This is a genomic window from Streptacidiphilus sp. PAMC 29251, assembly GCF_054208735.2.
In genome coordinates this window covers 4,994,569-5,019,171 of sequence record NZ_CM135725.2, presented here as the reverse complement: position 1 = coordinate 5,019,171, position 24,603 = coordinate 4,994,569, and the positions used below count along the sequence as shown (strand labels likewise).

The following is a 24,603-nucleotide window of genomic DNA, read 5'->3' as shown; positions in this document are numbered from 1 at the left end:
GGTTCCGGGGCCAGGTGAGGCACCCTGGAGGCATGCGGGTACTGGTGGTGGACGACGACGCGCGCCTGGTGGAACTGCTGCGGCAGGGCCTGCGGGCCGAGGGCTGCGCGGTGGACGCCGCAGGCGACGGCCTGGAGGACATCCGGCTGGCCGCCGAGGGCGACTACGACGTGATCGTCCTGGACGTGATGATGCCCGGGATGAACGGCTACAAGGTCTGCGACCACCTCCGCTCGGTCGGCGACCGCACCCCGATCCTGATGCTCTCCGCCAAGGACGGCGAGTACGACGAGGCGGAGGGCCTGGAGACCGGCGCCGACGACTACATGACCAAGCCCTTCTCCTTCGTGGTGCTGATCGCCCGGCTCCGCGCGCTGGTCCGGCGGACCCGTCCGGACCGCCAGGTGGTACGGCACTTCGGCGACCTGGAGATCGACCCCGCGGCCCGCCGCTGCCGCCGCGCCGGGCAGGACGTCCCGCTCACCGGCCGCGAGTTCGCGGTGCTGGTGCACCTCGCCCAGCGGGTCGGCGAGGTGGTCGGCAAGGGCGAGATGGTGGACGCCATCTGGGGCGACTCCTACGACGGGGTGCTCAACATCGTGGAGGTCTACGTCAGTGCGCTGCGCCGGAAGATCGACAAGCCGTTCGGACGGGCCTGCATCGAGACCGTCCACGCGGCCGGCTACCGCCTCCGCGCCGACGGCGGCTGAGATCCCCGCCCGCCCGGACCGGCGCCGCCGGCCCCGCCCGCCGCGGTTTCGCCCGCCGCGGTCCGGTTCGCCGCGGTTTCGTTCACTGCGTTCCCTGCCGCTGCGCCCCCGCACGGTACGGGGCCGGGCCACCGCCGCGGTCACCCTGGTCACCGCGGTGGCCCTGTCGCTGTGTGCGGGCCTGCTGCTGTACGCGGTGCACGGCCATCTGGTCGGCACCGCCCAGAACGCGGCCGCCAGGCAGGTGACCGCCGCCGCGGACCAGCTCCGCAGCGGCGCCCTGACCCCGGCCGACCTCTCGGCGGCCTCGGCCGGCCAGGTCACCGTCACCGAAGCGAGCCCGATCCCGGTCGGCACCGCCCCGCGCCCCACCACCGCGCCCACCAGCACCGCAACCACCGGCACCGCCCCGACCACCGGCACCGCCTCCGGCGCAGGCACCGCCGCCGCAGCCCCCGCGGCCGTCACCGCCGCCGTCCCCGGGACCGCCAGCGTGTCCGTGCCCACCTCCGACGGCACCTACCTGCTCCAGGCCGTCCCCGACCTCACCGCGGTCAGCGGCGCGCTGTCCACCATGCTCTGGCTGCTGCTGCCCAGCATCCCGCTGGTGCTGCTCCTGGTCGCCGCGCTGACCTGGGTCGCGATGGGCAGGGCGATGCGGCCGGTGGAGGCCATCCGCGCGGAGTTCGCCGAGATCACCACCCATGACCTGCACCGCCGGGTGCCCGACCCGCAGGCGGGCGACGAGGTGTCCCGGCTGGCCGGCACCATGAACACCACCCTGGACCAGTTGCAGCGCGCGGTGGCCCGGCTGCGGACCTTCACCTCCGACGCCTCCCATGAACTCCGCAGCCCGCTGACCACCCTGCGCACCCGGTTGGAACTGGCCGTGGCCCGGCCCGAGGCCGCCGACTGGCCGGACACCGGCCGCGAGGCGCTGCGCGACGCCGAACAGCTCCAGGAGATCGTCGAGGACCTGCTGCTGCTGGCCCGCCTGGACGCCGGTCAACTGCCGGGCCACGGCCGGATCAGCCCCGCCGACCTGATCCACCAGGTGGCCGGAGCCCGCACCCCCCTGCCGGTCGTCGTCGACGAAGCCGGCGGGCCCGCCTGGGTCCTCGGCAGCGGGACCGCCCTGACCCGGCTGCTGGCCAACCTGGTGGACAACGCCGCCCGCCACGCCAGGAGCACGGTCCGGATCCGGCTGGAGACCACCGCGGACTCGGTGCTGATCGAGGTCGCCGACGACGGCCCCGGCATCGCCGCCGAGGACCGCGACCGGGTCTTCGACCGCTTCACCCGCCTGGACGACGCCCGTGCCCGCGACCACGCCGGCACCGCGGGGACCGGCCTCGGCCTGGCCATCGCCCGCGACATCGCCACCGCCCACGGCGGCACCCTGACCGCCCGACCCCCGCTCCCCGAAGGCCCGCAGGGCGCCAGACTCGTCCTCACCCTGCCCCGCACGGCCTAGGAACGCTCAAGGGGACTCGAGGAACTCGGTCAGCTTGCCGGGCAGCCCGCCGCAGGCGGTCAGGAGTTCGGCACGGCCGGGGTCACCAGCAGGGCGCAGTCCCAGGCGTAGAGGCCGCTGTCGGCGAGGCGCCGGTTGAGGGCGGCGATGTCGCGGTTGGGGTGGTAGTGCAGTTCCTGGCCCTCGATGTCGTGGACGCAGACGCAGGCCGCGACCCGCTGCAGCGCCTGCGGGCCGATCCCGGCCGCGAGTTGGTCGACATCGGGCTGGCAGCTGTCCTCCTCGGCCCCGCCGTCGGAGCCGAGGCAGTCCTTGAGGATCAGCCGTACCGTGTCGCAGCTCAGGTAGGCGGCGGCCGCGGGCGCGGCCGCCAGCACGATCGCGGCGAGAGCCGCTCCGACGACCAGGACGCCCTGTCCGGGGATCGAGCGGGGGTACTTCATTGGTGCCCTCCGGGCGAGTAGCGACGACGATCCCCGGCCACCGGGCCGCCCGCACCGCTCAGGCGGTGTGGTCGGTGCTGAGGACGTTCGGCTGCGGATGTGTGAACAGGTGCGCCAGCGCCGCGACGGCTCCGCCGACCAGGGGGGCGACGATGAAAAGCCACAGCTGGGAGAGCGCGGGGCCTCCGGCGAACAGGGCCGGGCCCAGGCTGCGGGCCGGGTTGACCGAGGTGCCGGTCAGCGGGATGCCGATCAGGTGGATGACGACCAGCGCCATACCGATCGGCAGGCCGTCGAAGCCGGTCACCGCCACCCGGTGGGTGACCGCGAGGACCACGAAGACCAGCAGGAAGGTCAGCAGGACCTCGGCCAGGAAGGCGCCGCCCAGGTTGATGTGGACCTGGGACCGGTCCCCCCAGCCGTTGCTGCCCATCTTCCCGTGCGTCTGCAGCCCCGGGATCGTCTTGGCGATGGCGAAGACCAGCGCCGCCCCGGCGATGCCGCCGACGAACTGCGCCACCCAGTACCCGACCGCGGTCTTCACGTCGATGCGCTTGGCGACCAGGAAGCCCAGCGTCACGGCCGGGTTGACGTGGCAGCCGGAGATCGGCCCCAACGCGTAGGCGAGGGCCAGCAGGGTGAAGCCGAAGGACAGGGCGATGCCGAGGTCGCCGATCCACTGGCCGGCCACCACCGCCGCCCCGACCGCGAACAGCACCAGCAGCAGGGTTCCCAGGAATTCGCTGATTATTGAACGCTTGTCGATACCGTTCATCCCAGTCACTTCCCTCACATCCGAGCATCGGTTGACCTTCTTCAGGGTCACCCGGATGCACGCGGAGGGCGCGTTGGGGAGCGCCGTGTGCTGGGCCATTCGGGGGACCGGGGTCCGCGCCCGCGGTGCGCCGTTCCCGTACGGGACGGGTGGGCACCGCGGACGCGGACGCGCGGTCCTGGCCGCAGGTCAGGCGTTCTGGTCGGCGCCGGGGTCGAGGTTGACCCAGGAGTAGATCGCGCCGACCTGGTAGCCGTCCTTCTTGGTGTCGAAGGTGAACTTCAGGTCGGTGTCACCGGGGCGCAGCAGCTTCGAGATGTCGATCCGGTCCGAGTCGTAGCCCAGCTGGTTCACGTAGTTCGGCGCGCGGACGAACTGGTCGCTGGGGATGGACTCGCTGATGGTGGAGTTCATGAAGTCGTTGGCCGGCTTGTCCGGGGTGGACAGGACGGTGCTCGGACCGTGGGTGGACTTCACCGTGACCGTGTCGCCGACGTAGGTGCGGTCCGCGTCGTAGGCGATGAAGCCGAGGTTGGCGGCGATGTCGGCGCTGTCCGGGACCTTGATCCCGGTCACCGTGGAGGTGATGGCGGGGAGTCGGGCAGCTCGATCTGGAAGCCGTCGGAGAGCTGGATGTTGCGCAGCGGCTTGGCGCAGTTCTCGTAGGCCACCACCAGCGACCAGCCGCCCCAGCTGTGGTCGGCCACCACGGAGTCCATGTCGGCGACGATGTAGTTGCCGTTGCCGGAGGCCTTGACCAGGTCGGTGACGTCGGCCGAGGCCTGGTAGCCGTGCTCCTGGGCGTTGCCCTCGCCGACCCCGGTCATGTAGCCGAGGTCCTTGTACGAGGGGTCGGTGTTGATCTCGTGGTACTCCTTGCCGTCCGGGGTCTTGAACAGCACCCCGTCGACCTGGGACAGCGGCAGGATGGTCTTGCCCAGGCCGCGGGTTCCGCCCCAGTAGAGGCGCGCGTACTTCACCTCGGACTGCGGCAGCAGGTTGAGCGCCGCGCCGCTGGAGGAGTACAGCGTCTCGAAGCCGCCGCCCTCGGACGGCGGGAGCGGGAACTTGCCGGGGTACTGGTTGACGTACCGCATGTGGTAGTTGTTGTTGAAGATCCCCTGGCCCACGCCCTTGCGGGCGTCCGCGCAGGAGGCCACGCCCTTGGTGAGCGCGGGCTTGGTCTCGTCGCAGGTCATCAGCGTGTTGCCGATGCGAGTGATCGACCCGTGCATCTCCTCGTGGAAGCGGGTGGTCAGGGGCAGCGGGTGCTGGCCGGTGTCGTCGCCCGCGCGCAGCGAGTGGGAGTGCGCCGGTCCGGGGCGCTCGGGCGCGGCCGCCCCCGAGCTGGGGGCCAGTGCCAGTTGCGTCACGACGGCCATGGCCGCGACCGCCAGACCGGCGGTCAGACGGAGGAGTCTGCTCGACGACGGGCGCGTGCCTACGATGCGGTGGTCCACGGGATCCTCTCAGTTCGCTCAAGATCGGATAATCATCCGAACACGGAGCGTGAGAAAGCTCTGAGAATTCCGCCGTTCGTGGGCGTGCCGAAACGGTCTCCGACCGCTTGGGCCGCTATCGGGCGCCGGTCAGGATGCGGGCGGGCCCGGTTGCGGGGACTCTGGAAGGGTCCGATGTGCGCAAGGAGGAAACACATGTCCGTTATCGACAAGATCAAAGGCATGCTGAAGGGCCACGAGGACCAGGCCCACCAGGCCGTCGAGAAGGCCGGTGACATGTTCGACGCCAAGACGCAGGGCAAGTTCAGTTCGCAGGTCGACGCGGCCCAGTCCCAGATCAACAAGCAGATCGGAAACCAGCCGCCCGCCGACCCGCAGTGACCGCCGGTATCGGACCCATGTCCGGGTGAGGCGAACGGCGGCACCCGACACACCGGGTGCCGCCGTTCGCCGTCCCGGGGTGTGGCCAGCCACACCCCAGCCGGGTGGCCGACCGCAGTGACCAGGTACGTACGGGTGCGACAGGGTCGTTCGCATGACCACAACGTCACGTTCCACCGCTGCGCTCGTCGCCCTCACCGCGGCCCTGCTCCCCGCCTTCGTCCTCGCCCCCGGCCCCTTGGCCGCGCGCATGTCGGGCGGCGGCTTCGGCGGTCAGCGCGGCCTGATCGACAGCCTCTCCGCCTCGTTCGTCGACTACTGGGCCTCCGGTGACCGGAGCTTTCCCCCGAGCCTGGGGCGGGTGGTCGACTACTGGCGCCACTACCACGAGGTCAAGGCCGTGATCGCGGCGATCCTGCTGGCCGTGCTGATCACGCTGGGTGTTCACCTCTGGAAAGCGTTCCTGCGGGCCGGCCGACTCGGGGCGGGAAGCAGGGCCGCTCTCGGCTCGGCCGGGGCCGTCGTCACGGCGCTCGCGCTGTTCTCGCTGGCGGTGGTGGCGGCCAACATCCAGGGTGCGATCGCGCCTTTCTCCTCCCTGATGTCGATGCTGCCGGTCCTCCCGTCCCACGGGGCCCTCGCCGACACCCTCGACCAGGTCAGGCAGCGCCTGGCCCACTACCCGAACACCGGGGCCCGGACTCCGGCCGCCCTCACGGTGATGGTGGACGACTTCTCCCGCTACCACGCGGTGATAGCCGTGGCCGCGCCGATGGTGGCGGTCGTCCTGGTCGGTCTGACCGCGGTGTCATGGCGGCGGTTCGCCGGCACGGCGGCGTCCGACCGGCGCACCAGGCGGGTGTTCAGGTCGTTCGGCCTGCTCGCGGCCCTGCTGTCGCTGTCCGTCATGGTCGTCGCCGCAGCGAACATCGGCACCACAGCCGACCCGGCCCCGGCCCTGTTGGCCTTTTTCCAGGGCGGCTGGTGAGGAGTGATCGGCCGTCAGCCGTTGAGGTAGGCGAGGACGGCGAGTACGCGGCGGTGCTGGGTGTCGTCGGGGGTAGGCCGAGTTTCGCGAAGACATTGCCGATGTGCTTCTCCACCGCGCTGTTGGAGAGCACCAGTCGGCGGGCGATGGCGGTGTTGGAACGGCCCTCGGCCATCAGCCCCAGGAGCTGCCGTTCCCGCGCGGTCAGCGTGTCCAGCGGGTCGTTGCGGCGCTGTCCGGCCAGCAGTTGGGCGACGACCTGGGGGTCGAGCACCGTCGCGCCACGGGCCACCCGGTCCAAGGCGTCCAGGAACTCCTCGACCTTGGCGACCCGGTCCTTCAGCAGATAGCCGACGGCGCCGGAACCGTCCGCGAGCAGGTCGGCGGCGTAGGAGGCCTCGACGTACTGGCTCAGCACCAGCATGGGGGAGCCGGGCAGCTGGGCGCGGGCGGTGATCGCCGCCCGCAGGCCCTCGTCGGTGTGCGTCGGGGGCATCCGCACATCGACCACCGACACGTCCGGGCGGTGCGCGAGCACCGCCTCGACCAGGGCGGGGCCGTCGCCGACCGCCGCCAGCACCTGGTGGCCGTCCTCGGTGAGCAGCCGGACCAGGCCCTCGCGCAGCAGCACCGCGTCATCGGCGACGACGATCCGCAGCGGACGGCGGCCCGCGGTGGCCGGAGCTGTTTCGTCTTCGTCCGAGGTGGGGGAGGTCAGTGACATGGCAGCTCCGCGGTGACCGTGGTGGGGCCGTCCTCGGGACTGCTGACCCGCAGTCGGCCGCCGACCGCCTGCACCCGGTCGGCCAGGCCCCGCAGCCCGTGTCCCTTGGCCAGCGCGGCGCCGCCCACCCCGTCGTCCGTCACCCAGACCCGAAGCACTCCCTCGGTGTGGCGCATGCCGACCGTGCAGTGGCGGGCGTGGCTGTGCTTGGCCACGTTGGTCAGCGCCTCGGCGACCACGAAGTACGCGGCGGTCTCGACGGCGGCGTCCACACCGCCGCTGAGCGGAGCGGCGTCCAGCTCGGCCGGGACGACGCTGCGCGCGGCCAGAGCGGACAGCGCCTCCCGCAGTCCCCGGTCGGTGAGGATCGGCGGGGCGATGCCCCGGGACAGCGCCCGCAGCTCCTCCAGCGCCTGCTGGGTCTGCACCACCGCGTCGGCGAGGGCGGCCCGGACGAGCTCCGGCCTGCTGTCGAAGTGGTGCTGGGCGCGGCCCAGTTCCATCGCCAGCCGGACCAACTGCTGCTGCGGCCCGTCGTGGAGGTCGCGTTCGAGTCGGCGCAGAGCGGCCGCCTCGGCCGTCACCGCCGCGACGGCCTGGGCGCGGGCGGTGTCGCGCTCCTGCTCGAGGCCGCTGATCCTGCGGTGCAGCGCGGACAGGTTGGACAGCAGCGCCTGCCCGAGACCGGCCTGACCGGCCACGCATACCCGGGTCACCAGCGGCAGGCTGCACAGCAGCAGCACGGCGACGGTGATCGCGAAGGCCAGCCGGTCGGCCGGCGAGGTCAGCCCCAGGCTCAGCGCGACGTGGGAGCGGTCGCTGCCCGCGTACAGGGTCATCGGGCGCAGCGATCCTGGGGTGACCCGGCCGCTGCGCAGCGGGTACGTGGCGATCGCGACTCCGAGGCACCACCACAGCGCCGTCAGCACCGAGGTGACCACGACTACCGGGAGCACCAGCACCGCGTGCGCCAGATCGAGCCACAGACCCGGATCGGCCGCGTCGACGGTCGCCGTCGACCTCGGTCGTCGGCCCGGGCCCGTTTCCGAGCCTGGGTCCGAGCCCGTTGCCCCGCCGGCCCAGGAACGCACCGTGCCGATCCGCCACCACTCCAGATCACCGGGCCGGCGCGCCAGCGCCAGGGCCCTTCCGGCGGCGAGGGGCGACCCGCTCGGCAGCAGTGAACCGACCGTCCCGAGGCACAGGCCGCCGACCACCAGCAACAGGCCGACCACGGCGCTCAACGGCGCGGTGAGCAGATACAGCGATTCCACGAGGGTGCGACGGCCCACCCGCCCGACCCGAACGGTGAACCCGGCACCCGGCCGCCACCGACCCGCGACGGGGGAAGGCAACGACTCGACCATGCCCCCAGCATAGGAGTGACCGGCAGCTGGTCGGCGCGGTGGGCGCTCATGGTCTGTGCGTTGAACGTCACCGCTGTCCGGCTCGGGCGGCACTGGGCTCGGGCGGCGCCCGGCTCGGCGAGCGCCTGGGCTCAGGCGGCGCCCGGGTCGGCGCGGTAGCGGAGCAGCAGCATCGCGGCGTCGTCGTGCAGCGGGCCGCCGGTGTGCATCACCAGGTCCTGGCGCAGGGTCTCCAGGGCCTCGTCCGGGTCCTCCTGGTCCAGTAGGAACGCGCGGTCGGCGAGCGGGTAGAAGACCCGCTCGCTGTCGCGGGCCTCGGTGACGCCGTCGGTGTAGAAGAGCATCTGGTCGCCGGAGCCCAGCTCGACCTGGTACGGGCTCGGGCCCTCGGGGCCCAGTACGGCCAGGCCCAGCGGGGGCGCGGTCAGGGCCGGTTCGGCGAACTCCACGGCGCCGTTGTCGCGCAGGATCAGCGGGGCCGGGTGGCCGTAGTTGAGCAGGGTCATGGTGTGGTCGGCGTCGATCTCGGCCAGCACGGCGGTGACGAACTCCTCGCCGCTGAGCCTGCGGTTGAGCGAGCGTTCGAGCCGGTCGCCGACCTCCTGCAGGGTCTTCTCGTCCGGGGCGGCCTCGCGGAAGGCGCCGAGCACCAGCGCGGCGGTCTCCACCGCCTCAAGTCCCTTGCCCTGGACGTCCCCCACGATCACCCTGGTCCCGCGCGAGGTGGGGACCACCTCGTACAGGTCGCCGCCGATCCGGGCCGAGGCCGCGGCGGAGGTGTAGGACACCGCGATCCGCATCCGTCCGGCCCGCAGCGGCACCGGGCGCAGCAGCACCCGCTGGGCGGCCTCGGCCACCGAGCGGACGTCGGCCAGCTCGCGCTCGTGCCGGCGCCGGATCGTCGCGGCGAGGGCGGCGGCCGCGGTGGACCCGCCGATGGAGAGCATGGCCACGGCGGCCCGGTGGGTGCCTATCAGGTGGTCGTACCCGGACGTGCCCAGGCACATCAGCAGGGCCAGCACGCCGACCAGCAGGGCCCGCCGGATCGAGCCGGTGACACAGGCGAAGGCGGGTCCCAGCGAGAACAGCGCGAGGTAGCCGGCGTCGGGTCCGGTCAGCACGTCGACCGCGGCGACCCCCGCCATCATGACGAAGGGCAGCCCGACCAGAAGCGGCTGCCTGGCCAGTCCCCTCGGTTCCACGGTCCCCTCCCGATCCCAGGAGTGGTACCTCCCGCACCCGCACCCTCGCATCCGATCCGGATACGGGCAAGCGGTTCCCAGGAAACCAGCAGCGCCCGGGGCCCGGTGGGCCCGGGGGTCAGCGGTCGGGCCAGTGCTGGAAGGCGGTGTCCAGGCCGTCGATCAGCCGGGCGAAACTGGCGTCGACCGACTGCGGGAGGCCGAATCCGCCGGCCGCCTCCAGGCTGGTGAAGCCGTGCAGCACGGCGCGCAGGGCGCGGATGGCGTCGGTCGCGTCCTCGCCCTCGATGCGGTAGCCCTTGAGGACCGAGCCGAGGACGGTGACCGCGCCGAGCCCGGCGGCGGCGTGTTCGGCGTCGCCGGGGGCCGGGGCCCTGATCCCGGCGGCGGCCAGGCCGGGGTGCGCGGCGGCGAAGGCGCGGTAGGCGTCGGCCACGGCGTGCAGCGCGTCCCGTCCGGCCAGGCCGGCCGCCGCCATCGCCATCGCCGCGGTCAGCTCGCGCACGGCCTGGACGGCGAGGTCGCGCTTGACCGCCTCCAGGCTGTCGATGTGCTTGTACAGGCCGGGCAGGGACACCCCGCAGCGCTTGGCGACGGCGGCCAGGGTGAGCCGTTCCAGGCCGGTCTCGTCGGCGACGGCCGCCGCCTCGGTGACGATGCGCGGGCGGGTCAGTCCTGGGCGGGGCACCACGGGTCACCGGGCCTTGCGGGAGAGGGTGATGCCGGAGCCGGTGACCCAGAGCAGCAGCAGCGGGAGCGACAGGTAGGCGAGCGGGGTGAGGCCGTCCAGCAGCAGCAGGTAGCCGACGCCGGAGCCGGCGATGGTGGCGGCCAGCGCGTACGCCGGGATCCGCAGCCAGCGGGCGGCCACCCCGGCCCCGGCCAGGGCGGCCCCGCTCAGGGCGAGTGCGGCGAGGGCGAACATCTTCACGCCGTCCATCCTATTGACCAGCTCGAACAGCAGGTGGGTCGAGCCGGTGGCGCCGCTCGGCACGGTGCCGAGCACCATCACCAGCCCGAGCAGGCACTGGGTCACCGAGATCACTGCGGCGGCGACCGCGCTGACGGCGGTGATCCTGGCGCTGCGGAGCAGCCCGGCCCGGCGGGCGGCGGCGGCGAGGGCCAGCCCGACCACCGCCAGCCCGATCGCGGGCAGGCCCTCGGAGAGCAGGTACTGCGCGGCGCCCGAGGCCGCCCGGCCGCTGTAGGCGGCGACGACCTCGGCGCCGGTGGCGCCGGAGTCGAGGTTTCCTGGGCCGACCGACAGGGCGGCGATCCAGGAGACCGAGAAGGCGGTGCCGACGACGGCGGGCAGCGCCGGAAGGCCGCGGCGGCTCTGAACGGGGGTGGCGGAGAGGGTGGTCATGGCAGGCTCCTCGGAGTTGGTTAGTCTCACTAGCCATAAGTTAGTGCTACTAACCAACGCGCGCAAGGCCCGGCTCAGCCGGCCACCCGGCTCAGCCGGCGACCTTGCTCAGTCTCGCCCCCGCCGCCTCCGCCTCCTCCAACTCCTCGTGCGCCTCGACCACGTCGAAGGGCACGATGGTCGCCACCACATGCGGCAGCTTCCCCACCGCGCGGGCGATGTGGTCGGCGGTGCGGCGGTGCAGCAGCCGGCCCAGGACCGGGGAGTAGTTGCGCTCGGGGATCAGCAGGGTGATCTGGCTGCGCTGGTCCGCGGTGGTGCGGGTGATCAGTTCCAGCAGTGAGCGGGTGATCCTACGATCGGGGCACTGGACGATCTCCAGCGGCAGGTCGCCGACCTGGGCGTCGGTCCACTGCGCGGCCAGCTTCTCGGCCTCCCGGTTGTCGATCATGAAGTGCACCGCCCGGATCTCCTGCGGACGCATCGAGCGGGCGTAGCGGATCGCCTTGAGCGCGGCCAGGTCGACCCGGTCCACCAGGATGTACATCACCTGGCGGCGGTGCAGCGGGGTGGTGGTGTCAGCCGGCGCGGCGGCCAGCGCCTCGGCCTCCTCGCGGTAGCGGCGGTTGACCCGGATCAGCGCCCAGACCCCGATCGGGAAGAGCACCACGACCATCCAGGCGCCCTCGGTGAACTTGGTGACCGCGAAGGTCAGCACGATGCCCAGGGACACGATCGCCGCCAGCGCGTTGACCACCAGCTTCGCGGTGCGGCCGCGCTCGCGCCGGGTCCAGTGGTGCTTCACCAAGCCGGTGCCGGCCATGAAGAAGCCGGTGAAGACGCCGATCGCGTACAGCCCGAGCAGGCTGTCCAGCTTGGCGTCCGTGCCGATCAGCAGTGCCATGGAGACCGCGGTGAGGGTGAGGATGCCCGAGGAGAACGCCAGCCGGTGCCCGCGCCTGGTGAGCTGGCGCGGCAGGAAGGAGTCCTCGGCGACGAAGCTGGCCAGGAACGGGAAGCCGTTGAAGGAGGTGTTGGCGCCGGTGTAGAGGATCAGCGCGGTGGCCAGCTGCAGGAACACCAGGCCGGCCTGGCCGAGCCAGCTGCCGCCGAAGACCAGGCTGGCCTCCTGGGACAGCACGCTGGGGTTGCCGGTGCGGAAGGGGATCGAGTGGGTCAGGTAGGCCAGTCCGGAGACGCCGAGGACCAGGGTGCCCAGCGTGACCGACATCGCCACCAGGGTCTTCCTGGCATTGGGCCCCTGCGGGTTGCGGAAGGCGCTGACGCCGTTGGAGATCGCCTCAAGGCCGGTCAGCGAGGTGCCGCCGTTGGCGAAGGCCTTGAGCACCAGGAACACCGAGGCGCCCATCAGCAGGCTGGTGTGGTTGCCGGCGCCGCCGAGCCCGAGCGCGCCGCCGGCGTGGACGTTCGCGTGCGGCAGGTCGCCGAAGACCAGCCGGACCGCGGCCACGCCGAACAGCAGGGCCATCCCGCCGATGAAGAGGTACGCGGGGGCGGCGAAGGCCTTGCCCGCCTCGCGGATGCCGCGCAGATTGCCCCAGCAGAGCAGCAGCACCACGCCCAGCGAGATGGGCAGTTGGTAGCCGTCCACCCAGTTGTAGGCGTCGCCGCCGAGCAGGTGCACCAGTGACAGCAGCGCGGTGGTGCCGGCCGCGGTCTGCACCGCCACGGTGACGATGTAGTCGATCAGCAGCGCCACCGCCGCGACCTGGGCGACATTGGGGCCGAAGTTCTCCCGGGCGACGACGTAGGAGCCGCCGGCCCGGGTGTAGGCCATCACCACGTCCCGGTAGGAGAGCGTGAGCAGGGTCAGCACACAGAGGATGGCCAGGGTGACCGGCAGCAGCAGGGTGAACGCGGCGACGCCGATGACCGGGATCAGGATCGTCAGCATCGCCTCGGAACCGTAGGCCGAGGAGGAGATGCAGTCGGAGGCGAGGACGCCGAGGGCGACCGGGTTGGACAGCTTCTCGTGGCTGAGCTCCTCGGTGACCAGGGGCTTGCCGAGCAACCGTTTCTTCACCCGGTAGGCGAGGCTTTCCGGCAGTTCCATGGCTGGGGGTCCGATCCAAGAGGTGCAGCGTGTGTCGGAGCCAAGATTGCTCCTCCGGCGCACCCGAATAATCGGACAAAAGGGACCAGTGTTAAGGAATCGTCTCGGATCTTAGCGACTCCCTAACGCCGGTCCTGCCGTTGCCGATCGGCACCGGTCAGCAGCCCGCGTCAAGGACGCGTCAACGTTCCCCACGCACCCGCAAGGGACGCGTCAACGCGCCGCAAACCACCCCCTGACGTGCGCTTTCCTTGCGTTGCCGGTGTTCGCCGGTACCCAACCCACTCGACCTCTGGGGTGTAACCCTCATGCTCGACGTGCTCTTCGTCGGGGTGACGATCCTTGTGTTCGCCGTCCTCGCTCTGATCGTCAAGGGAGTGGAGAAGCTGTGAGCGCCGACAACATCGTGGGCCTGATCGTCTCGATCGCCCTCGTCGGATACCTGATCGTGGCTCTGATCCTCCCGGAGAAGTTCTGACCATGAACGCTACTCTTGCGGGTTTTCTGCAGGCCCTGGCGCTGGTCGGGGCGCTGGCGTTGTCCTATCGGCCGCTGGGTGACTACATCGCGTACACCCTGACCACGCGCAGGCACCTGCGGGTGGAGCGCGGCATCTTCAAGGTGATCGGGGTGGACGGTGACGCCGAGCAGACCTGGGCGTCCTATCTGCGCAGTGTGCTGGCGTTCTCCTTCGTGTCGGTGCTGTTCCTCTACGGGTTCCAGCGGTTGCAGGAGCACCTGTGGCTGTCGCTGGGCTTCTCTGCGGTTACTCCGGCGATGGCGTGGAACACCGCTGTCTCGTTCGTGACCAACACCAACTGGCAGTCGTACTCGGGTGAGTCGACCATGGGCCACCTGGTGCAGATGGGCGGGCTGGCGGTGCAGAACTTCCTGTCCGCCGCGGTGGGCATCGCCGTGGTGGCGGCGCTGATCCGCGGCTTCACCCGCAACAAGACCGACCACCTCGGCAACTTCTGGGTCGACCTGACCCGGATCGTGCTGCGGGTGCTGCTGCCGATCTCGGTCGTGTTCGCGCTGGTGCTGGTGGCCGGCGGCGTGGTGCAGAACCTGCACGCCGCGCACCTCTACACCACCCTGTCCGGCGGCTCGCAGTCGATCCCGGGCGGCCCGGTGGCCTCGCAGGAGGTCATCAAGCAGCTGGGCACCAACGGCGGCGGCTTCTACAACGCCAACTCCGCGCACCCGTTCGAGAACCCCAACCCGTTCACCAACCTGCTGGCGATCTACCTGCTGCTGGTGGTCTCCTTCGCGCTGTGCCGCACGTTCGGCAAGATGGTCGGCAACCACCGCCAGGGCTACACCATCCTCTCGGTGATGGGCCTGTACTGGGCCGCCTCGGCGGCGCTGATCACCTTCTTCGAGCACCAGCACTCCGGCGTCGCCGCGCACATCGCCGGCGCGGCGATGGAGGGCAAGGAAGTCCGCTTCGGCATCCCCGGCTCCTCGCTGTTCGCGGCCTCGACCACGTTGACGTCGACCGGTGCGGTGAACTCCATGCACGACTCGTTCACCCCGCTGGGCGGCGGCATGGCGATCCTCAACATGATGTTCGGCGAGATCGCGCCGGGCGGGACCGGTTCGGGCCTGTACGGGATCCTGGTGCTGGCGATCGTGACGGTCTTCGTGGCCGGTCTGATGGTCGGCCGCACCCCGGAGTACCTGGGCAAGAAGCTGGGCGCCCGGGAGATGAAGTTCGCCTCGCTCTACATCCTGGCCACCCCGGCGATCGTGCTCTGCGGCACCGGCCTGGCCATGGCGCTCAAGGCCGGCCACGGCGGCGGGATGAACAACTCCGGACCCCACGGCTTCTCCGAGGTGCTGTACGCCTTCACCTCGGCGGCCAACAACAACGGCTCCGCGTTCGCGGGCATCACCGTCACCTCGCCGCACTGGCAGACCGCCCTGGGGCTGGCGATGGCGTTCGGCCGCTTCCTGCCGATGGTGTTCGTGCTGGCCCTGGCCGGCTCGCTGGCCAAGCAGCAGCCCATCCCCGAGAGCGCAGGGACCCTGAAGACCACGAGCCCGCTGTTCGTCGGCATGCTCTCCGGCGTGATCCTCATCGTCGTCGGACTCACCTACTTCCCGGCCCTGGCACTGGGACCGCTCGCGGAAGGCCTCCACTGATGTCCACCCCCGCCCTCAAGACCCCGGTCCTGGAACCGGACCCGCAGCAGACATCAGCACAGGTCGAACACCGGCTCTCGGCCGGACTGCTCGACCCCAGGCAACTGCTCACCTCCTTCCCCGACGCGGTCAGGAAGCTCGACCCGCGGGTCATGGTCAAGAGCCCGGTCATGTTCGTGGTCGAGATCGGCTCGCTGCTGACCACGGTCTCGGCGATCGAGAAGCCCAGCGTCTTCGCCTGGGTGATCACCATCTGGCTCTGGCTGACCGTCGTCTTCGCCAACCTGGCCGAAGCCGTCGCCGAGGGCCGCGGCAAGGCCCAGGCCGACACCCTGCGCCGCACCAAGACCGACACCGTGGCCCGCAAGGTCCAGGGCCACTGGATCCCCGGCGCCGCCGGAGTCGCCGAAGCAGAGGTCGCGGCAGCCGACCTGCAGCTGGGCGACTTCGTGATCGTCGAGGCCGGGCAGACCATCCCGGGCGACGGCGACGTGGTCGAAGGCGTCGCCTCGGTGGACGAGTCCGCGATCACCGGCGAGTCCGCACCGGTGATCCGCGAGTCCGGCGGCGACCGCTCCGCGGTGACCGGCGGCACCAAGGTGCTGTCGGACCGCATCGTCGTGAAGATCACCTCCGAGCCCGGCAAGACCTTCATCGACCGGATGATCGCCCTGGTCGAGGGCGCCTCCCGGCAGAAGACGCCCAACGAGATCGCCCTGAACATCCTGCTGGCGTCGCTGACGATCGTGTTCCTGCTGGCCGTGGTCACCCTGCAGCCGATGGCCAAGTACGCCGGCGCCGAGCAGAGCATCGTGGTCCTGGTCGCGCTGCTGGTCGCGCTGATCCCGACCACCATCGGGGCGCTGCTGTCCGCGATCGGCATCGCCGGGATGGACCGGCTGGTGCAGCGCAACGTGCTGGCCATGTCCGGGCGCGCGGTCGAGGCGGCCGGCGACGTCTCCACCCTGCTGCTGGACAAGACCGGCACGATCACCTTCGGCAACCGCCAGGCCGCCGAGTTCCTCCCGGTGGACCAGGTGACCGACCGTCAACTCGCCGACGCCGCGCAACTCTCCTCCCTGGCCGACGAAACACCCGAGGGCCGCTCCATCGTCGTGCTGGCCAAGGAGGGATACGGGCTGCGCGAGCGCGCACAGGGCGAACTGGGCCATGCGACCTGGATCGAGTTCACCGCCCAGACCCGGATGTCGGGCGTGGACCTGGACGAGGCCTCCGGCGTGCACCGCATCCGCAAGGGCGCGGCCGGGTCCGTGGCCGCCTGGGTGCGGGACAACGGCGGCAGCACCGGCACCGAGTTGGATGTCGCCGTCGAGCGGATCTCCCACCGCGGCGGGACCCCGCTGGTGGTCGCCGAGCAGCGTGGCAGCAACCCGGCCCGGGCGCTGGGCGTGATCTACCTCAAGGACGTGGTCAAGCCCGGGATCAAGCAGCGCTTCGAGGACCTGCGGGCGATGGGCATCCGCACCGTCATGATCACCGGGGACAACCCGCTGACGGCCGCCGCCATCGCCGAGGAGGCCGGCGTCGACGACTTCCTCGCCGAGGCCACCCCCGAGGACAAGATGGCCCTGATCAAGCAGGAGCAGGCCGGCGGCAAGCTGGTCGCGATGACCGGGGACGGCACCAACGACGCTCCGGCGCTGGCCCAGGCCGACGTGGGCGTCGCCATGAACACCGGGACCTCGGCCGCCAAGGAGGCCGGGAACATGGTGGACCTGGACTCCAACCCCACCAAACTGATCGAGATCGTCGAGATCGGCAAGCAACTGCTGATCACCCGCGGCGCGTTGACGACCTTCTCGATCGCCAACGACGTGGCCAAGTACTTCGCGATCATCCCGGCCATGTTCGCCGCGGTGTATCCGGGGCTGGACCAGCTCAATGTGATGGGTCTGCACAGCCCCAAGTCCGCGATCACCTCGGCGATCATCTTCAACGCGCTGATCATCATCGGCCTGATCCCGCTGGCCCTGCGCGGCGTGCGCTACAAGCCCTCCTCGGCCCAGTCGCTGCTACGTCGCAACCTGGGGATCTACGGGGTCGGCGGGCTGATCCTGCCCTTCGTCGGGATCAAGGTCATCGACCTGATCATCCAGTTCATCCCCGGTCTGCACTGAGAGAAGTGGTGTCACACATCATGGCCAAACCCCTTCCCACCCCGGTGCGGAACCACCTGACGGGTCTGCGGATCCTGCTGCTGTTCACCCTGATCTGCGGTCTGGCCTACCCCCTGGCGATCACCGGAGTCTCCCAGGTCGCCTTCAGCAAGCAGGCCAACGGCTCACTCGTGAAGGACGCCAGCGGCAAGACCGTCGGCTCCTCGCTGATCGGCCAGAACTTCACCGTCACCAGCAAGGACGGCAAGACCGTCAGCCCCGACCCCAAACTGTTCCAGTCCCGCCCCTCGGCAGCCGGAGCGGACGGCTACGATCCGACCGCCTCGGCCGGCAGCAACAAGGGCACCAACGACCCCGACCTGGCCACCACCTACACCCAACTCAAAGCCGACATCGCCAAGTTCAACGGAGTCAGCCAGAGCCAGGTCCCCCCGGACGCCATCACCAAGTCCGGCTCGGGCCTGGACCCCGACATCACCCCGGCCTACGCCGCGATCCAGGTCAACCGGGTCACCCAAGCCCGCGGCCTGACTAACAGTCAAGTCCGGTCCCTGGTCGCCAAATACACCCAGAGCCGCACCCTCGGCTTCCTCGGCGAACCCAGAGTCGACGTCCTGCAACTCAACATCGCCCTCACCAAGCTCGGCTGAGCCCCCTGCACACCCAGTGGAAGGAGCCACCGCCGGTGGCCGCACCGCAGCAGCCCTCGCCACCACCGCTCCACCCCCGCGCGAGCGGCCGGAGAGGCAGGTTGAAGGTCTTCCTCGGTGCGGCCCCCGGCGGCGGCCTGACCATGGTGCTCACCCTGCCAGCGACCTCGGCAGCGACCTCAGCAGGGGCCTCAGTAGAGGCCGAAGCGGCGGCCTCGGCGGGGGTGCCGCAGCCGTGACCAGGATCCTGATCGTGGACGACGAGCCGCAGCTGCTGCGCGCGCTGGAGATCAACCTGAACATCCGTCAGTACACCGTCGCCACCGCCCCGGACGGCCCCCGCGCTCTGGACGACGCGGCCAGGCTGCCCCCGGACGCGATCATCCTCGACCTCGGCCTGCCCGGTCTGGATGGCATCGACGTGATCCGGGCGCTGCGGGTGTGGAGCTCGGTGCCGGTGATCGTGCTGTCCGGCCGCACCGACGCCGCCGACAAGATAGCCGCGCTGGACGCCGGGGCCGACGACTACGTCACCAAGCCCTTCTCCATGAACGAACTGCTGGCCCGGCTCCGCGCCGCGCTGCGCCGTCCGGCCACGGACGAGGCGGCCGGGGTGCACGCGGTGATCGGCGACTGGACCGTCGACCTGGCCGGCTGCACCGTCCGGGCCACCACGCCGGGCGTCGCGGAACCGCTCCGGCTCACCCCCACCGAGTTGCGGATCCTGTCCATTCTGGTCAACCACCCGGGACGGCTGGTCACCGGCCGCGAGATCCTGCTCAGCGTCTGGGGCCCGGGCCACGAGAACCGGGGCAACTACCTGCGGGTCTACCTCTCCGGCCTGCGCCGCAAGCTCGAACCCGACCCGGCCCACCCGCGCCACCTGGTCACCGAACCCGGCATGGGCTACCGCTTCCAGCCCTGAACCCCGCCGTCGGCGTCGGCGACGAGGGGTCCAGGGCCGGAGAAAAACCTGGCCGGGTGCCGGGGGCTGCCTCAGCCGATGCCGTAGGCCCCGTACACCGTCTCCGTGGAGGAGTTGCCGCTCGCGTCGGTGACCACCGAGCGCAGCGACACCTCGCCGGAGGCGGGGTTGTGGACCTTCGCCGACCAGGTGCTGCCGGTGCGGGTGACGGCCACGGCGTGCCAGGTCTTCCCGTTGTTGGTGGAGGCCCAGACCTTGAGCGTCTTGACCTTGTCCTTGCCCAGCGGGGTGTCGCCCTGGCTGTCGCGGCCGGCGGCCACACCGACGGCGGTGGTGCTGCCGGGCGCGGCGTGGTTGTAGCCGTTGAGCCCGGCGGGGGTGAAGGTGGTCAGGAAGACCGGCGCGGTCTGCGACTTCGCCGGGTTGGCGTAGAAGTGCAGATTCAGCGTGGTCCGCTGGGACAGCAGCCCGGCCGGGTTGCCGACCCCGGGCCGGTAGCGGCTGGCGTCCACGGTCAGCCGGTACCAGCCGGCGGTGCTGATGCGGCCGGTGAACTCCTGCGGCCCGTTGCCGTAGCTGTGCAGCGTCGACTTCTTGATGAGCTTGCCGCCCTTGGTGAGCTGCACCGTGGCCCGGTTCGTCGCGGTGGCCGGCATGCCCCCGCTCGACGACGGCACCGGGGTCGGGTCGGTGATCATGCTGTCCGGGCTGAACTGGATCGCCCGCTGCGCGACCTCGGGAAGTGCGTGGACCGGTCCCCAGACGGCACGGTTGAAGACCCGGGAGTACGAGCCCCTGGCCGCGTAGGTCTGCGGCTTGGCGAAGGTGAAGTCGATGAAGTCGCCGTTCGGCGCCTCGATGTCGTCACGGGCCATCCAGCGGCCTGGTGAGACATAGGTGCTCACGGTGTAGGGGGCGGTGCCGTAGGCCAACTCGGTGAACAGGTCGGTCTGGCAGCTGTTCACCGCCGGCTCCGGCTGGAGCGCGGTGAGGTTCATCGACCCCTTCTCCTCGTTGGCCCGGACCTGGTAGGTCGCCCTGGCCAGCGACGTGGCCGCGTAGCGGCCGCCGGGGCTGCTGGGGATCCCGGCTCGGGTGGCGCCGCTGACCACGTAGTTCTTCTCACCGTGCCAGCCGGCGAGGTAGGCGAAGCTCAGCGCCTTGTTGGAGTTGGGGATGACGAAGAGCGACCCCGGCGCGTTCCCCGCCTGGATGCCGTTGGCCCATCCGCCGGCGCACACCTGGGCGGTCAGCGAGTCCGCCGGGCGGCCTGCGGCGTCCACGGAGACCTTCACCGCCTTGCCCTTGCGGGCGTCCAGGGTCAGCGAGGTCCTGCCGGAGACGGTGACGATCTGGGCGGCCAGGGTGTCGGTGAAGACCCCCTTCTGGTTCTGGATGTCCACCACCACGCCGTAGCGCCCCTTGGGCAGGCTGTGCAGCTTGTTGGCGGAGAGGGTGCGGCGGGAGCCGTCGTTCAGCCCCAGCACCATGAGCGACGAGGCGACCCTGGTCCCGTTCCGGCCGAGGGTGGTGACCGTCAGCGAGCTGCCGGCGGCCGAGGCGGGCCCGGCCGAGGTGGTGAGCAGGACCGGCAGCAGAGCTGCGGTCAGAGCAAGGGAAAGCGGTATACGCCGCACAGCGGGCCCCCAGGAAGATGATGCGAGGAGCGTGATCATAGTGCGACGTCCACGACCGTTCCACACCGGGCCCGCCCGGTCGAAATGGTGGGATTGTCCGGTTCGCTGTGTCAATCTGATCCCATGTCAGACGCCACCCGCCGCCGCTCCCCGCTGCTGTCCTGGACGGTGCTCACCCCGCCGGTCGCGCTGCTGCTGCTGGCGGTGACCTGGGGCCACCACATCGACACCTGGTTGGCCGTGGTGATCGCGGTGGTGCTGGCCGCGGCGGTGCTCTGCGCGGTGCACCACGCGGAGGTGGTGGCGCACCGGGTCGGCGAGCCGTTCGGGTCGCTGGTGCTCGCGGTCGCGGTGACGGTGATCGAGGTGGCGCTGATCGTCACCCTGATGATCTCCGGCACCTCGGATTCGGACACCTCCTCGCTGGCCAGGGACACCGTCTTCGCCGCGGTGATGATCACGACCAATGGCATCGTCGGGGTCTCCCTGCTGCTCGGCGCGATCCGCAACGGCGTCGCCCTGTTCAATCCGGAGGGCAGCGGCGCGGCGCTGGCGACGGTGGCCACCCTCAGCGGGCTGGCACTGGTGCTGCCGACCTTCACCACCAGCGCCCGGGGCCCGGAGTTCTCCGGCAGCCAGCTGACCTTCGCGGCGCTGGCGTCACTGGCGCTCTACGGGATGTTCGTCCTCACCCAGACCGGACGGCACCGCGACTTCTTCCTGCCGGTGGAGAGCGCGGCCCCGCCCGACCAGGAGGTGCACTCGCCGCCGCCCACCAGCAGGGCCGCGCTGATCAGCCTCGGCCTGCTGCTGGTCGCGCTGATCGACGTGGTCGGGCTGGCCAAGGTCGAGTCCCACACCATCGAGTCCGCGGTGCACGCGGTCGGCTTCCCGCCCTCCTTCGTCGGCGTGGTGATCGCCCTGCTGGTGCTGGCCCCCGAGACGCTGGCCGCCGGGATCGCGGCCCGCCGGCGCCGGGTGCAGATCAGCCTCAACCTGGCCTACGGATCGGCGATGGCCAGCATCGGGCTGACCATCCCGGCCATCGCGGTCGCCTCGATCTGGCTGAAGGGCCCGCTGCTGCTGGGGCTCGGGGCCACCCAGCTGGTGCTGCTGGCGATCACCGTCTTCGTCAGCATCCTGACCATCGTCCCGGGCCGGGCCACCCGGCTGCAGGGCGGCGTGCACCTGGTGCTGCTCGCGGCCTTCGTCTTCCTGGCGATCAACCCGTAGCTGCCGGCAGGGCTAGACCGAGCGCCCGTAACGGACCGCCAGTTCCCGCAGGTGGGCCACGAGTTCCGGTGGTTCGGTGACGTCGAAGTCCAGCCCCAGCATGCCCAGGTAGACCCCCAGCGTCTGCACCGTATCCGCGCCGGTGTCCAGTACGCAGGTGTCCGCGTCCACCGGCTCCACCGTGCCCACGGCCGGGTTGATCCGGGCGGTGACCTCCTCCGCCGGGGCGTGCACGGTCACCCGGGCGCGGTAGCGCCAGGCCGCCCCTGACACCCGCCGCGAGACGTACGCCGCCACGTCCCCGCCGGGGAACTCGCGCGGGGGGAACCGGGGGCCGGCCGGCAGCCGGGGCTCGATCCGGTCGACCCGGAACGTCCGCCAGTCCGCGCGGTCCACGTCCCAGGCGACCAGGTACCAGCGCTGCCCCCAGTTCACCGCCCGGTACGGCTCCACCAGCCGGCGGCCGGCCGTACCGTCGTGGCTGCGGTAGTCGAAGCGCAGCCGCTCCCGGTCCCGGCAGGCGGCGGTCAGCGTGGTCAGCAGCTCCGCGCTGACGGTCGGCCCGGGCCGGTCGGCCGGCACCGCCACGGTGTACGCCTGCAGCGCCCGGACCCGGCGCCGCAGCCGGGACGGCAGCACCTGCTCCAGCTTGGCCAGCGCCCGCAGCCCGGTCTCCTCGGTGCCGGGGACGGCCCCCTGCACGGCGGTGCGCAGCGCGATCACCACCGCGACCGCCTCGTCGTCCTCCAGCAGCAGCGGCGGCATCGCCGCCCCCGCGACCAGCCGGTAGCCGCCGGTGGAGCCGCGGGTCGCGTCCACCGGGTAGCCGAGCTCGCGCAGCCGGTCGATGTCGTTGCGCACGGTCCGGCCGCTGACGCCGAGGCGTTCGGCCAGCTCGGAGCCGGGCCATGCGCGGGGGGTCTGCAGCAGGGACAGCAGGCGCAGCAGGCGTGCCGAGGTATCCAACATGGTCTGCAGCCTGCCCGTTCATTAGGAAGCTATCGTGCCTATATCGATTCTACAGTTCTACCTATGGAGACCACGGAGAACACCAGCCGCAGCAACGCCGCCACCAGCACCGAAGCCGGCGCCGACCCCAGGATCCACGCCTTCCGGATCGATGTGCCGCAGGCCGAGCTGGACGACCTGCGCGACCGCCTGGCCCGCACCCGCTGGGGCAGCGACATCCCCGGCACCGGCTGGGGCCGCGGCGTCCCGACCGAGTACCTCAAGGCCCTGGCCGGCTACTGGGCCGACGGCTTCGACTGGCGCAAGGCTGAGGCCGAGCTGAACGAGTTCCCGCAGTTCACCACCGAGATCGACGGCCAGAACGTGCACTTCCTGCACGTCCGCTCGGAGAACCCGGACGCGCTGCCGCTGCTGCTGATGCACGACTGGCCCTGCTCCTTCGTCCAGTTCGCCGATGTGATCCGGCCGCTGTCGGAGAACTTCCACGTCATCGTGACCTCCACCCCCGGCACCGGCTTCTCCGGACCGCTCGGCGAGGCCGGCTGGAACACCGGCCGGATCGCGGGGGCCTTCACCGAGCTGATGGCCCGGCTCGGCTACGCCCGCTACGGGGTGCAGGGGACCGGCGGCGGCGCCTGGATCGCGGCCGAGATGGGCCGGCTGGCGCCGGAGAAGGTGGTCGGCGTGCACGTCAACGGCCTGGTCACGTTCCCGTCCGGAGACCCGGCCGAGTTCGAGGGGCTGACCGGGGCCGAGCAGGGGCGGCTGGCCCGTCTGGAGACCTTCCAGCAGGACGCGATGGGCTTCGTCGCGATCCAGTCCACCCGCCCGCACACCCTGGCGGCCGGGCTGCACGACTCGCCGGTCGGGCAGGCGGCCTGGATCGCCGAGAAGTTCAAGGAGTGGACCGACGCGGCGGCGGACCTCCCGGAGGACGCGGTGGGCCTGGACCGGCTGCTGACCAACATCAGCGTCTACTGGTTCACCGGGACGGCCGGCTCCTCGGCGAACCTGTACTACGAGGCGGGACACGACGCGAGCGCCTGGGCCCCCAAGCCGCGCGGCACCGTGCCGACCGGCGTGGCCGTCGCGCTGACCACGGACATCGCGATCCGCCGCTTCGCCGAGCGGGACCACAACATCACCCACTGGAGCGAGCTGGAGCGGGGCGGCAACTTCCTGGCGCTGGAGCAGCCGGAGGCCTTTGTGGCCGACGTCCGGACCTTCTTCGACACGCTGGGTTCATAATATCGAACGCTTATTCGAGCAGGGTCTACCCTGGACCCATGACAGTGGTGTTCCAGGGTTCGCTCTTTTCAGACTCAGGCAGCCCGTCGGCGGACGGGCTGCCTGATCTCTGCGGTCTGCGCAGAACCGTCCTCTCCCACGGCGCCTGGGTCGACGTGCTGCCGGGCTGGCTGCCCGACTCCAATGCGTTGTTCGAACATCTGGCGGAAAACGCCCCCTGGCGGGCGGAAGAGCGCGAGATGTACGAACGGATGGTCGAGGTCCCCCGGCTGCTGGCCCACTACGGCGAGCAGGCCGAGCTGCCGCACCCGCTGCTGGCCGCGGCCCGTACCGCGCTGAACGCGCACTATGCCGCCGAGCTGGGCGAACCCTTCCGCACCGCCGGGCTGTGCTACTACCGCGACGGCCGGGACAGCGTGGCCTGGCACGGTGACCGGTCCGGCCGGGGCCGGACCCAGGACACCATGGTCGCCATCCTCTCGGTCGGCGAACCCCGCGCGCTGCTGCTGCGGCCCCGGGGCGGCGGCCCCGCCACGGTCCGGCTGTCCCAGGGCCACGGCGACCTGCTGGTCATGGGCGGTTCCTGCCAGCGGACCTGGGACCACGCGGTGCCCAAGACCGCGCGGCCGGTCGGCCCTCGGATCAGCATCCAGTTCCGCCCGCGCGGGGTGTCGTGAAACGGCACAGCCTGATC

General features: G+C 71.2%; 24 protein-coding genes and 1 pseudogene. 13 read left to right on the top strand and 12 right to left on the bottom strand.

Translation table 11 applies throughout. The annotated features are described in order from the left end of the window. Positions 1–32 precede the first annotated feature (32 nt). Together ACXKR8_RS23580 and ACXKR8_RS23575 are read left to right on the top strand one after the other, a co-directional pair. Positions 33–710, top strand: a complete 678-nt coding sequence (locus ACXKR8_RS23580; RefSeq protein WP_458274853.1) for a response regulator transcription factor — start codon at positions 33–35, stop codon at positions 708–710. Positions 711–867: 157 nt separating this feature from the next. Beyond that, positions 868–2,184 carry a HAMP domain-containing sensor histidine kinase gene (locus tag ACXKR8_RS23575; protein ID WP_458274852.1) on the top strand — a complete coding sequence of 439 codons (1,317 nt, stop codon included), beginning with the start codon at positions 868–870 and terminating at the stop codon, positions 2,182–2,184. A gap of 59 nt (positions 2,185–2,243) precedes the next feature. On the opposite strand, the gene ACXKR8_RS23570 is transcribed toward ACXKR8_RS23575, so the two are convergent. The 4 genes from ACXKR8_RS23570 to ACXKR8_RS23555 all read right to left on the bottom strand — a co-directional run bounded on the left by ACXKR8_RS23570 (position 2,244) and on the right by ACXKR8_RS23555 (position 4,775). Then, positions 2,244–2,627, bottom strand: a complete 384-nt coding sequence (locus tag ACXKR8_RS23570) for a hypothetical protein (RefSeq protein ID WP_458274851.1) — start codon at positions 2,625–2,627, stop codon at positions 2,244–2,246. Between the two features lie 58 nt (positions 2,628–2,685). Beyond that, positions 2,686–3,402 carry an MIP family channel protein gene (locus tag ACXKR8_RS23565; RefSeq protein WP_458274850.1) on the bottom strand — a complete coding sequence of 239 codons (717 nt, stop codon included), beginning with the start codon at positions 3,400–3,402 and terminating at the stop codon, positions 2,686–2,688. 189 nt (positions 3,403–3,591) lie between these two features. Then, positions 3,592–3,978: a hypothetical protein gene (locus ACXKR8_RS23560; protein ID WP_462100655.1), complete on the bottom strand. Its 387-nt coding sequence runs from the start codon at positions 3,976–3,978 to the stop codon at positions 3,592–3,594. Next, positions 3,975–4,775, bottom strand: coding sequence for a hypothetical protein (locus tag ACXKR8_RS23555; RefSeq protein ID WP_462100654.1), 801 nt, complete (start codon positions 4,773–4,775; stop codon positions 3,975–3,977). The genes ACXKR8_RS23560 and ACXKR8_RS23555 overlap by 4 nt, the downstream gene beginning before the upstream one ends. Before the next feature lie 282 nt (positions 4,776–5,057). Here ACXKR8_RS23555 and ACXKR8_RS23550 point away from each other — a divergent pair, with 282 nt between their 5' ends. Together ACXKR8_RS23550 and ACXKR8_RS23545 are read left to right on the top strand one after the other, a co-directional pair. Next, on the top strand, positions 5,058–5,243 hold the full coding sequence (locus tag ACXKR8_RS23550) for an antitoxin (protein ID WP_458274848.1): 186 nt from the start codon (positions 5,058–5,060) through the stop codon (positions 5,241–5,243). A gap of 154 nt (positions 5,244–5,397) precedes the next feature. Then, on the top strand, positions 5,398–6,231 hold the full coding sequence (locus ACXKR8_RS23545) for a hypothetical protein (RefSeq protein WP_458274847.1): 834 nt from the start codon (positions 5,398–5,400) through the stop codon (positions 6,229–6,231). Between the two features lie 14 nt (positions 6,232–6,245). Here the strand turns inward: ACXKR8_RS23545 and ACXKR8_RS23540 are convergent. The 6 genes and pseudogenes from ACXKR8_RS23540 to ACXKR8_RS23515 form a co-directional block, all read right to left on the bottom strand. Continuing rightward, positions 6,246–6,889, bottom strand: a pseudogene (locus ACXKR8_RS23540) (LuxR C-terminal-related transcriptional regulator). Between the two features lie 56 nt (positions 6,890–6,945). Then, positions 6,946–8,229: a sensor histidine kinase gene (locus ACXKR8_RS23535; protein ID WP_462100653.1), complete on the bottom strand. Its 1,284-nt coding sequence runs from the start codon at positions 8,227–8,229 to the stop codon at positions 6,946–6,948. Positions 8,230–8,453: 224 nt separating this feature from the next. Beyond that, entirely contained in the window at positions 8,454–9,470 is a 1,017-nt protein-coding gene (locus ACXKR8_RS23530) for a PP2C family protein-serine/threonine phosphatase (protein ID WP_458275070.1), read from the bottom strand. 172 nt (positions 9,471–9,642) lie between these two features. Continuing rightward, the gene (locus tag ACXKR8_RS23525) at positions 9,643–10,212 is read right to left on the bottom strand and encodes a TetR/AcrR family transcriptional regulator (RefSeq protein ID WP_458274845.1); all 570 of its coding nucleotides are present in this window, start codon (positions 10,210–10,212) and stop codon (positions 9,643–9,645) included. 6 nt (positions 10,213–10,218) lie between these two features. Further along, complete coding sequence (locus tag ACXKR8_RS23520; RefSeq protein WP_458274844.1) at positions 10,219–10,890, bottom strand: hypothetical protein; 672 nt, start codon at positions 10,888–10,890, stop codon at positions 10,219–10,221. 91 nt (positions 10,891–10,981) lie between these two features. Beyond that, a complete protein-coding gene (locus tag ACXKR8_RS23515) occupies positions 10,982–12,964 on the bottom strand; it encodes an APC family permease (RefSeq protein ID WP_458274843.1) in 1,983 nt (660 codons plus the stop codon). A gap of 388 nt (positions 12,965–13,352) precedes the next feature. Between ACXKR8_RS23515 and kdpF the strand changes: the two genes are divergently transcribed. Genes kdpF through ACXKR8_RS23485 form a run of 6 tightly spaced genes read left to right on the top strand, consistent with a single transcriptional unit; the run spans position 13,353 to position 18,822 of the window. Next, positions 13,353–13,442 carry a K(+)-transporting ATPase subunit F gene (kdpF, locus tag ACXKR8_RS23510; protein WP_458274842.1) on the top strand — a complete coding sequence of 30 codons (90 nt, stop codon included), beginning with the start codon at positions 13,353–13,355 and terminating at the stop codon, positions 13,440–13,442. A 2-nt stretch (positions 13,443–13,444) separates the two neighbouring features. Continuing rightward, positions 13,445–15,109, top strand: a complete 1,665-nt coding sequence (gene kdpA / locus ACXKR8_RS23505; protein WP_458274841.1) for a potassium-transporting ATPase subunit KdpA — start codon at positions 13,445–13,447, stop codon at positions 15,107–15,109. Continuing rightward, entirely contained in the window at positions 15,109–17,247 is a 2,139-nt protein-coding gene (kdpB, locus tag ACXKR8_RS23500; RefSeq protein WP_458274840.1) for a potassium-transporting ATPase subunit KdpB, read from the top strand. Before kdpA ends, kdpB begins: the two co-directional genes overlap by 1 nt. A gap of 20 nt (positions 17,248–17,267) precedes the next feature. Continuing rightward, positions 17,268–17,897: a potassium-transporting ATPase subunit KdpC gene (gene kdpC / locus ACXKR8_RS23495; RefSeq protein WP_458274839.1), complete on the top strand. Its 630-nt coding sequence runs from the start codon at positions 17,268–17,270 to the stop codon at positions 17,895–17,897. Positions 17,898–17,932: 35 nt separating this feature from the next. Continuing rightward, entirely contained in the window at positions 17,933–18,136 is a 204-nt protein-coding gene (locus ACXKR8_RS23490) for a hypothetical protein (RefSeq protein WP_458274838.1), read from the top strand. Then, positions 18,133–18,822 carry a response regulator gene (locus tag ACXKR8_RS23485; protein WP_458274837.1) on the top strand — a complete coding sequence of 230 codons (690 nt, stop codon included), beginning with the start codon at positions 18,133–18,135 and terminating at the stop codon, positions 18,820–18,822. Before ACXKR8_RS23490 ends, ACXKR8_RS23485 begins: the two co-directional genes overlap by 4 nt. A 71-nt stretch (positions 18,823–18,893) precedes the next feature. Here the strand turns inward: ACXKR8_RS23485 and ACXKR8_RS23480 are convergent, their stop codons facing one another. Next, a complete protein-coding gene (locus ACXKR8_RS23480) occupies positions 18,894–20,459 on the bottom strand; it encodes a hypothetical protein (protein ID WP_458274836.1) in 1,566 nt (521 codons plus the stop codon). Positions 20,460–20,582: 123 nt separating this feature from the next. On the opposite strand from ACXKR8_RS23480, the gene ACXKR8_RS23475 reads away from it, so the two are divergent. After that, positions 20,583–21,692, top strand: a complete 1,110-nt coding sequence (locus ACXKR8_RS23475) for a calcium:cation antiporter (protein ID WP_458274835.1) — start codon at positions 20,583–20,585, stop codon at positions 21,690–21,692. 12 nt (positions 21,693–21,704) lie between these two features. Here the strand turns inward: ACXKR8_RS23475 and ACXKR8_RS23470 are convergent, their stop codons facing one another. After that, positions 21,705–22,661 carry a helix-turn-helix transcriptional regulator gene (locus tag ACXKR8_RS23470; protein ID WP_458274834.1) on the bottom strand — a complete coding sequence of 319 codons (957 nt, stop codon included), beginning with the start codon at positions 22,659–22,661 and terminating at the stop codon, positions 21,705–21,707. A gap of 63 nt (positions 22,662–22,724) precedes the next feature. Between ACXKR8_RS23470 and ACXKR8_RS23465 the strand changes: the two genes are divergently transcribed. Together ACXKR8_RS23465 and ACXKR8_RS23460 are read left to right on the top strand one after the other, a co-directional pair. Continuing rightward, positions 22,725–23,909, top strand: a complete 1,185-nt coding sequence (locus ACXKR8_RS23465; RefSeq protein ID WP_458274833.1) for an epoxide hydrolase family protein — start codon at positions 22,725–22,727, stop codon at positions 23,907–23,909. A gap of 38 nt (positions 23,910–23,947) precedes the next feature. Then, the gene (locus ACXKR8_RS23460; RefSeq protein WP_458274832.1) at positions 23,948–24,586 is read left to right on the top strand and encodes an alpha-ketoglutarate-dependent dioxygenase AlkB; all 639 of its coding nucleotides are present in this window, start codon (positions 23,948–23,950) and stop codon (positions 24,584–24,586) included. Positions 24,587–24,603: the final 17 nt, after the last annotated feature.

Bases quoted from the DNA above. Each gene is read 5' to 3' on its own strand.
- ACXKR8_RS23545 (WP_458274847.1), top strand. From the start codon at position 5,398: ATGACCACAACGTCACGTTCCACCGCTGCGCTCGTCGCCCTCACCGCG.
- ACXKR8_RS23565 (WP_458274850.1), bottom strand. From the start codon at position 3,402: ATGAACGGTATCGACAAGCGTTCAATAATCAGCGAATTCCTGGGAACC.
- ACXKR8_RS23475 (WP_458274835.1), top strand. From the start codon at position 20,583: ATGTCAGACGCCACCCGCCGCCGCTCCCCGCTGCTGTCCTGGACGGTG.
- ACXKR8_RS23470 (WP_458274834.1), bottom strand. From the start codon at position 22,661: ATGTTGGATACCTCGGCACGCCTGCTGCGCCTGCTGTCCCTGCTGCAG.
- kdpB (WP_458274840.1), top strand. From the start codon at position 15,109: ATGTCCACCCCCGCCCTCAAGACCCCGGTCCTGGAACCGGACCCGCAG.
- ACXKR8_RS23530 (WP_458275070.1), bottom strand. From the start codon at position 9,470: ATGATGGCGGGGGTCGCCGCGGTCGACGTGCTGACCGGACCCGACGCC.
- kdpC (WP_458274839.1), top strand. From the start codon at position 17,268: ATGGCCAAACCCCTTCCCACCCCGGTGCGGAACCACCTGACGGGTCTG.
- ACXKR8_RS23520 (WP_458274844.1), bottom strand. From the start codon at position 10,890: ATGACCACCCTCTCCGCCACCCCCGTTCAGAGCCGCCGCGGCCTTCCG.
- kdpA (WP_458274841.1), top strand. From the start codon at position 13,445: ATGAACGCTACTCTTGCGGGTTTTCTGCAGGCCCTGGCGCTGGTCGGG.
- ACXKR8_RS23580 (WP_458274853.1), top strand. From the start codon at position 33: ATGCGGGTACTGGTGGTGGACGACGACGCGCGCCTGGTGGAACTGCTG.
- ACXKR8_RS23550 (WP_458274848.1), top strand. From the start codon at position 5,058: ATGTCCGTTATCGACAAGATCAAAGGCATGCTGAAGGGCCACGAGGAC.
- ACXKR8_RS23570 (WP_458274851.1), bottom strand. From the start codon at position 2,627: ATGAAGTACCCCCGCTCGATCCCCGGACAGGGCGTCCTGGTCGTCGGA.
- ACXKR8_RS23460 (WP_458274832.1), top strand. From the start codon at position 23,948: ATGACAGTGGTGTTCCAGGGTTCGCTCTTTTCAGACTCAGGCAGCCCG.
- ACXKR8_RS23465 (WP_458274833.1), top strand. From the start codon at position 22,725: ATGGAGACCACGGAGAACACCAGCCGCAGCAACGCCGCCACCAGCACC.
- ACXKR8_RS23515 (WP_458274843.1), bottom strand. From the start codon at position 12,964: ATGGAACTGCCGGAAAGCCTCGCCTACCGGGTGAAGAAACGGTTGCTC.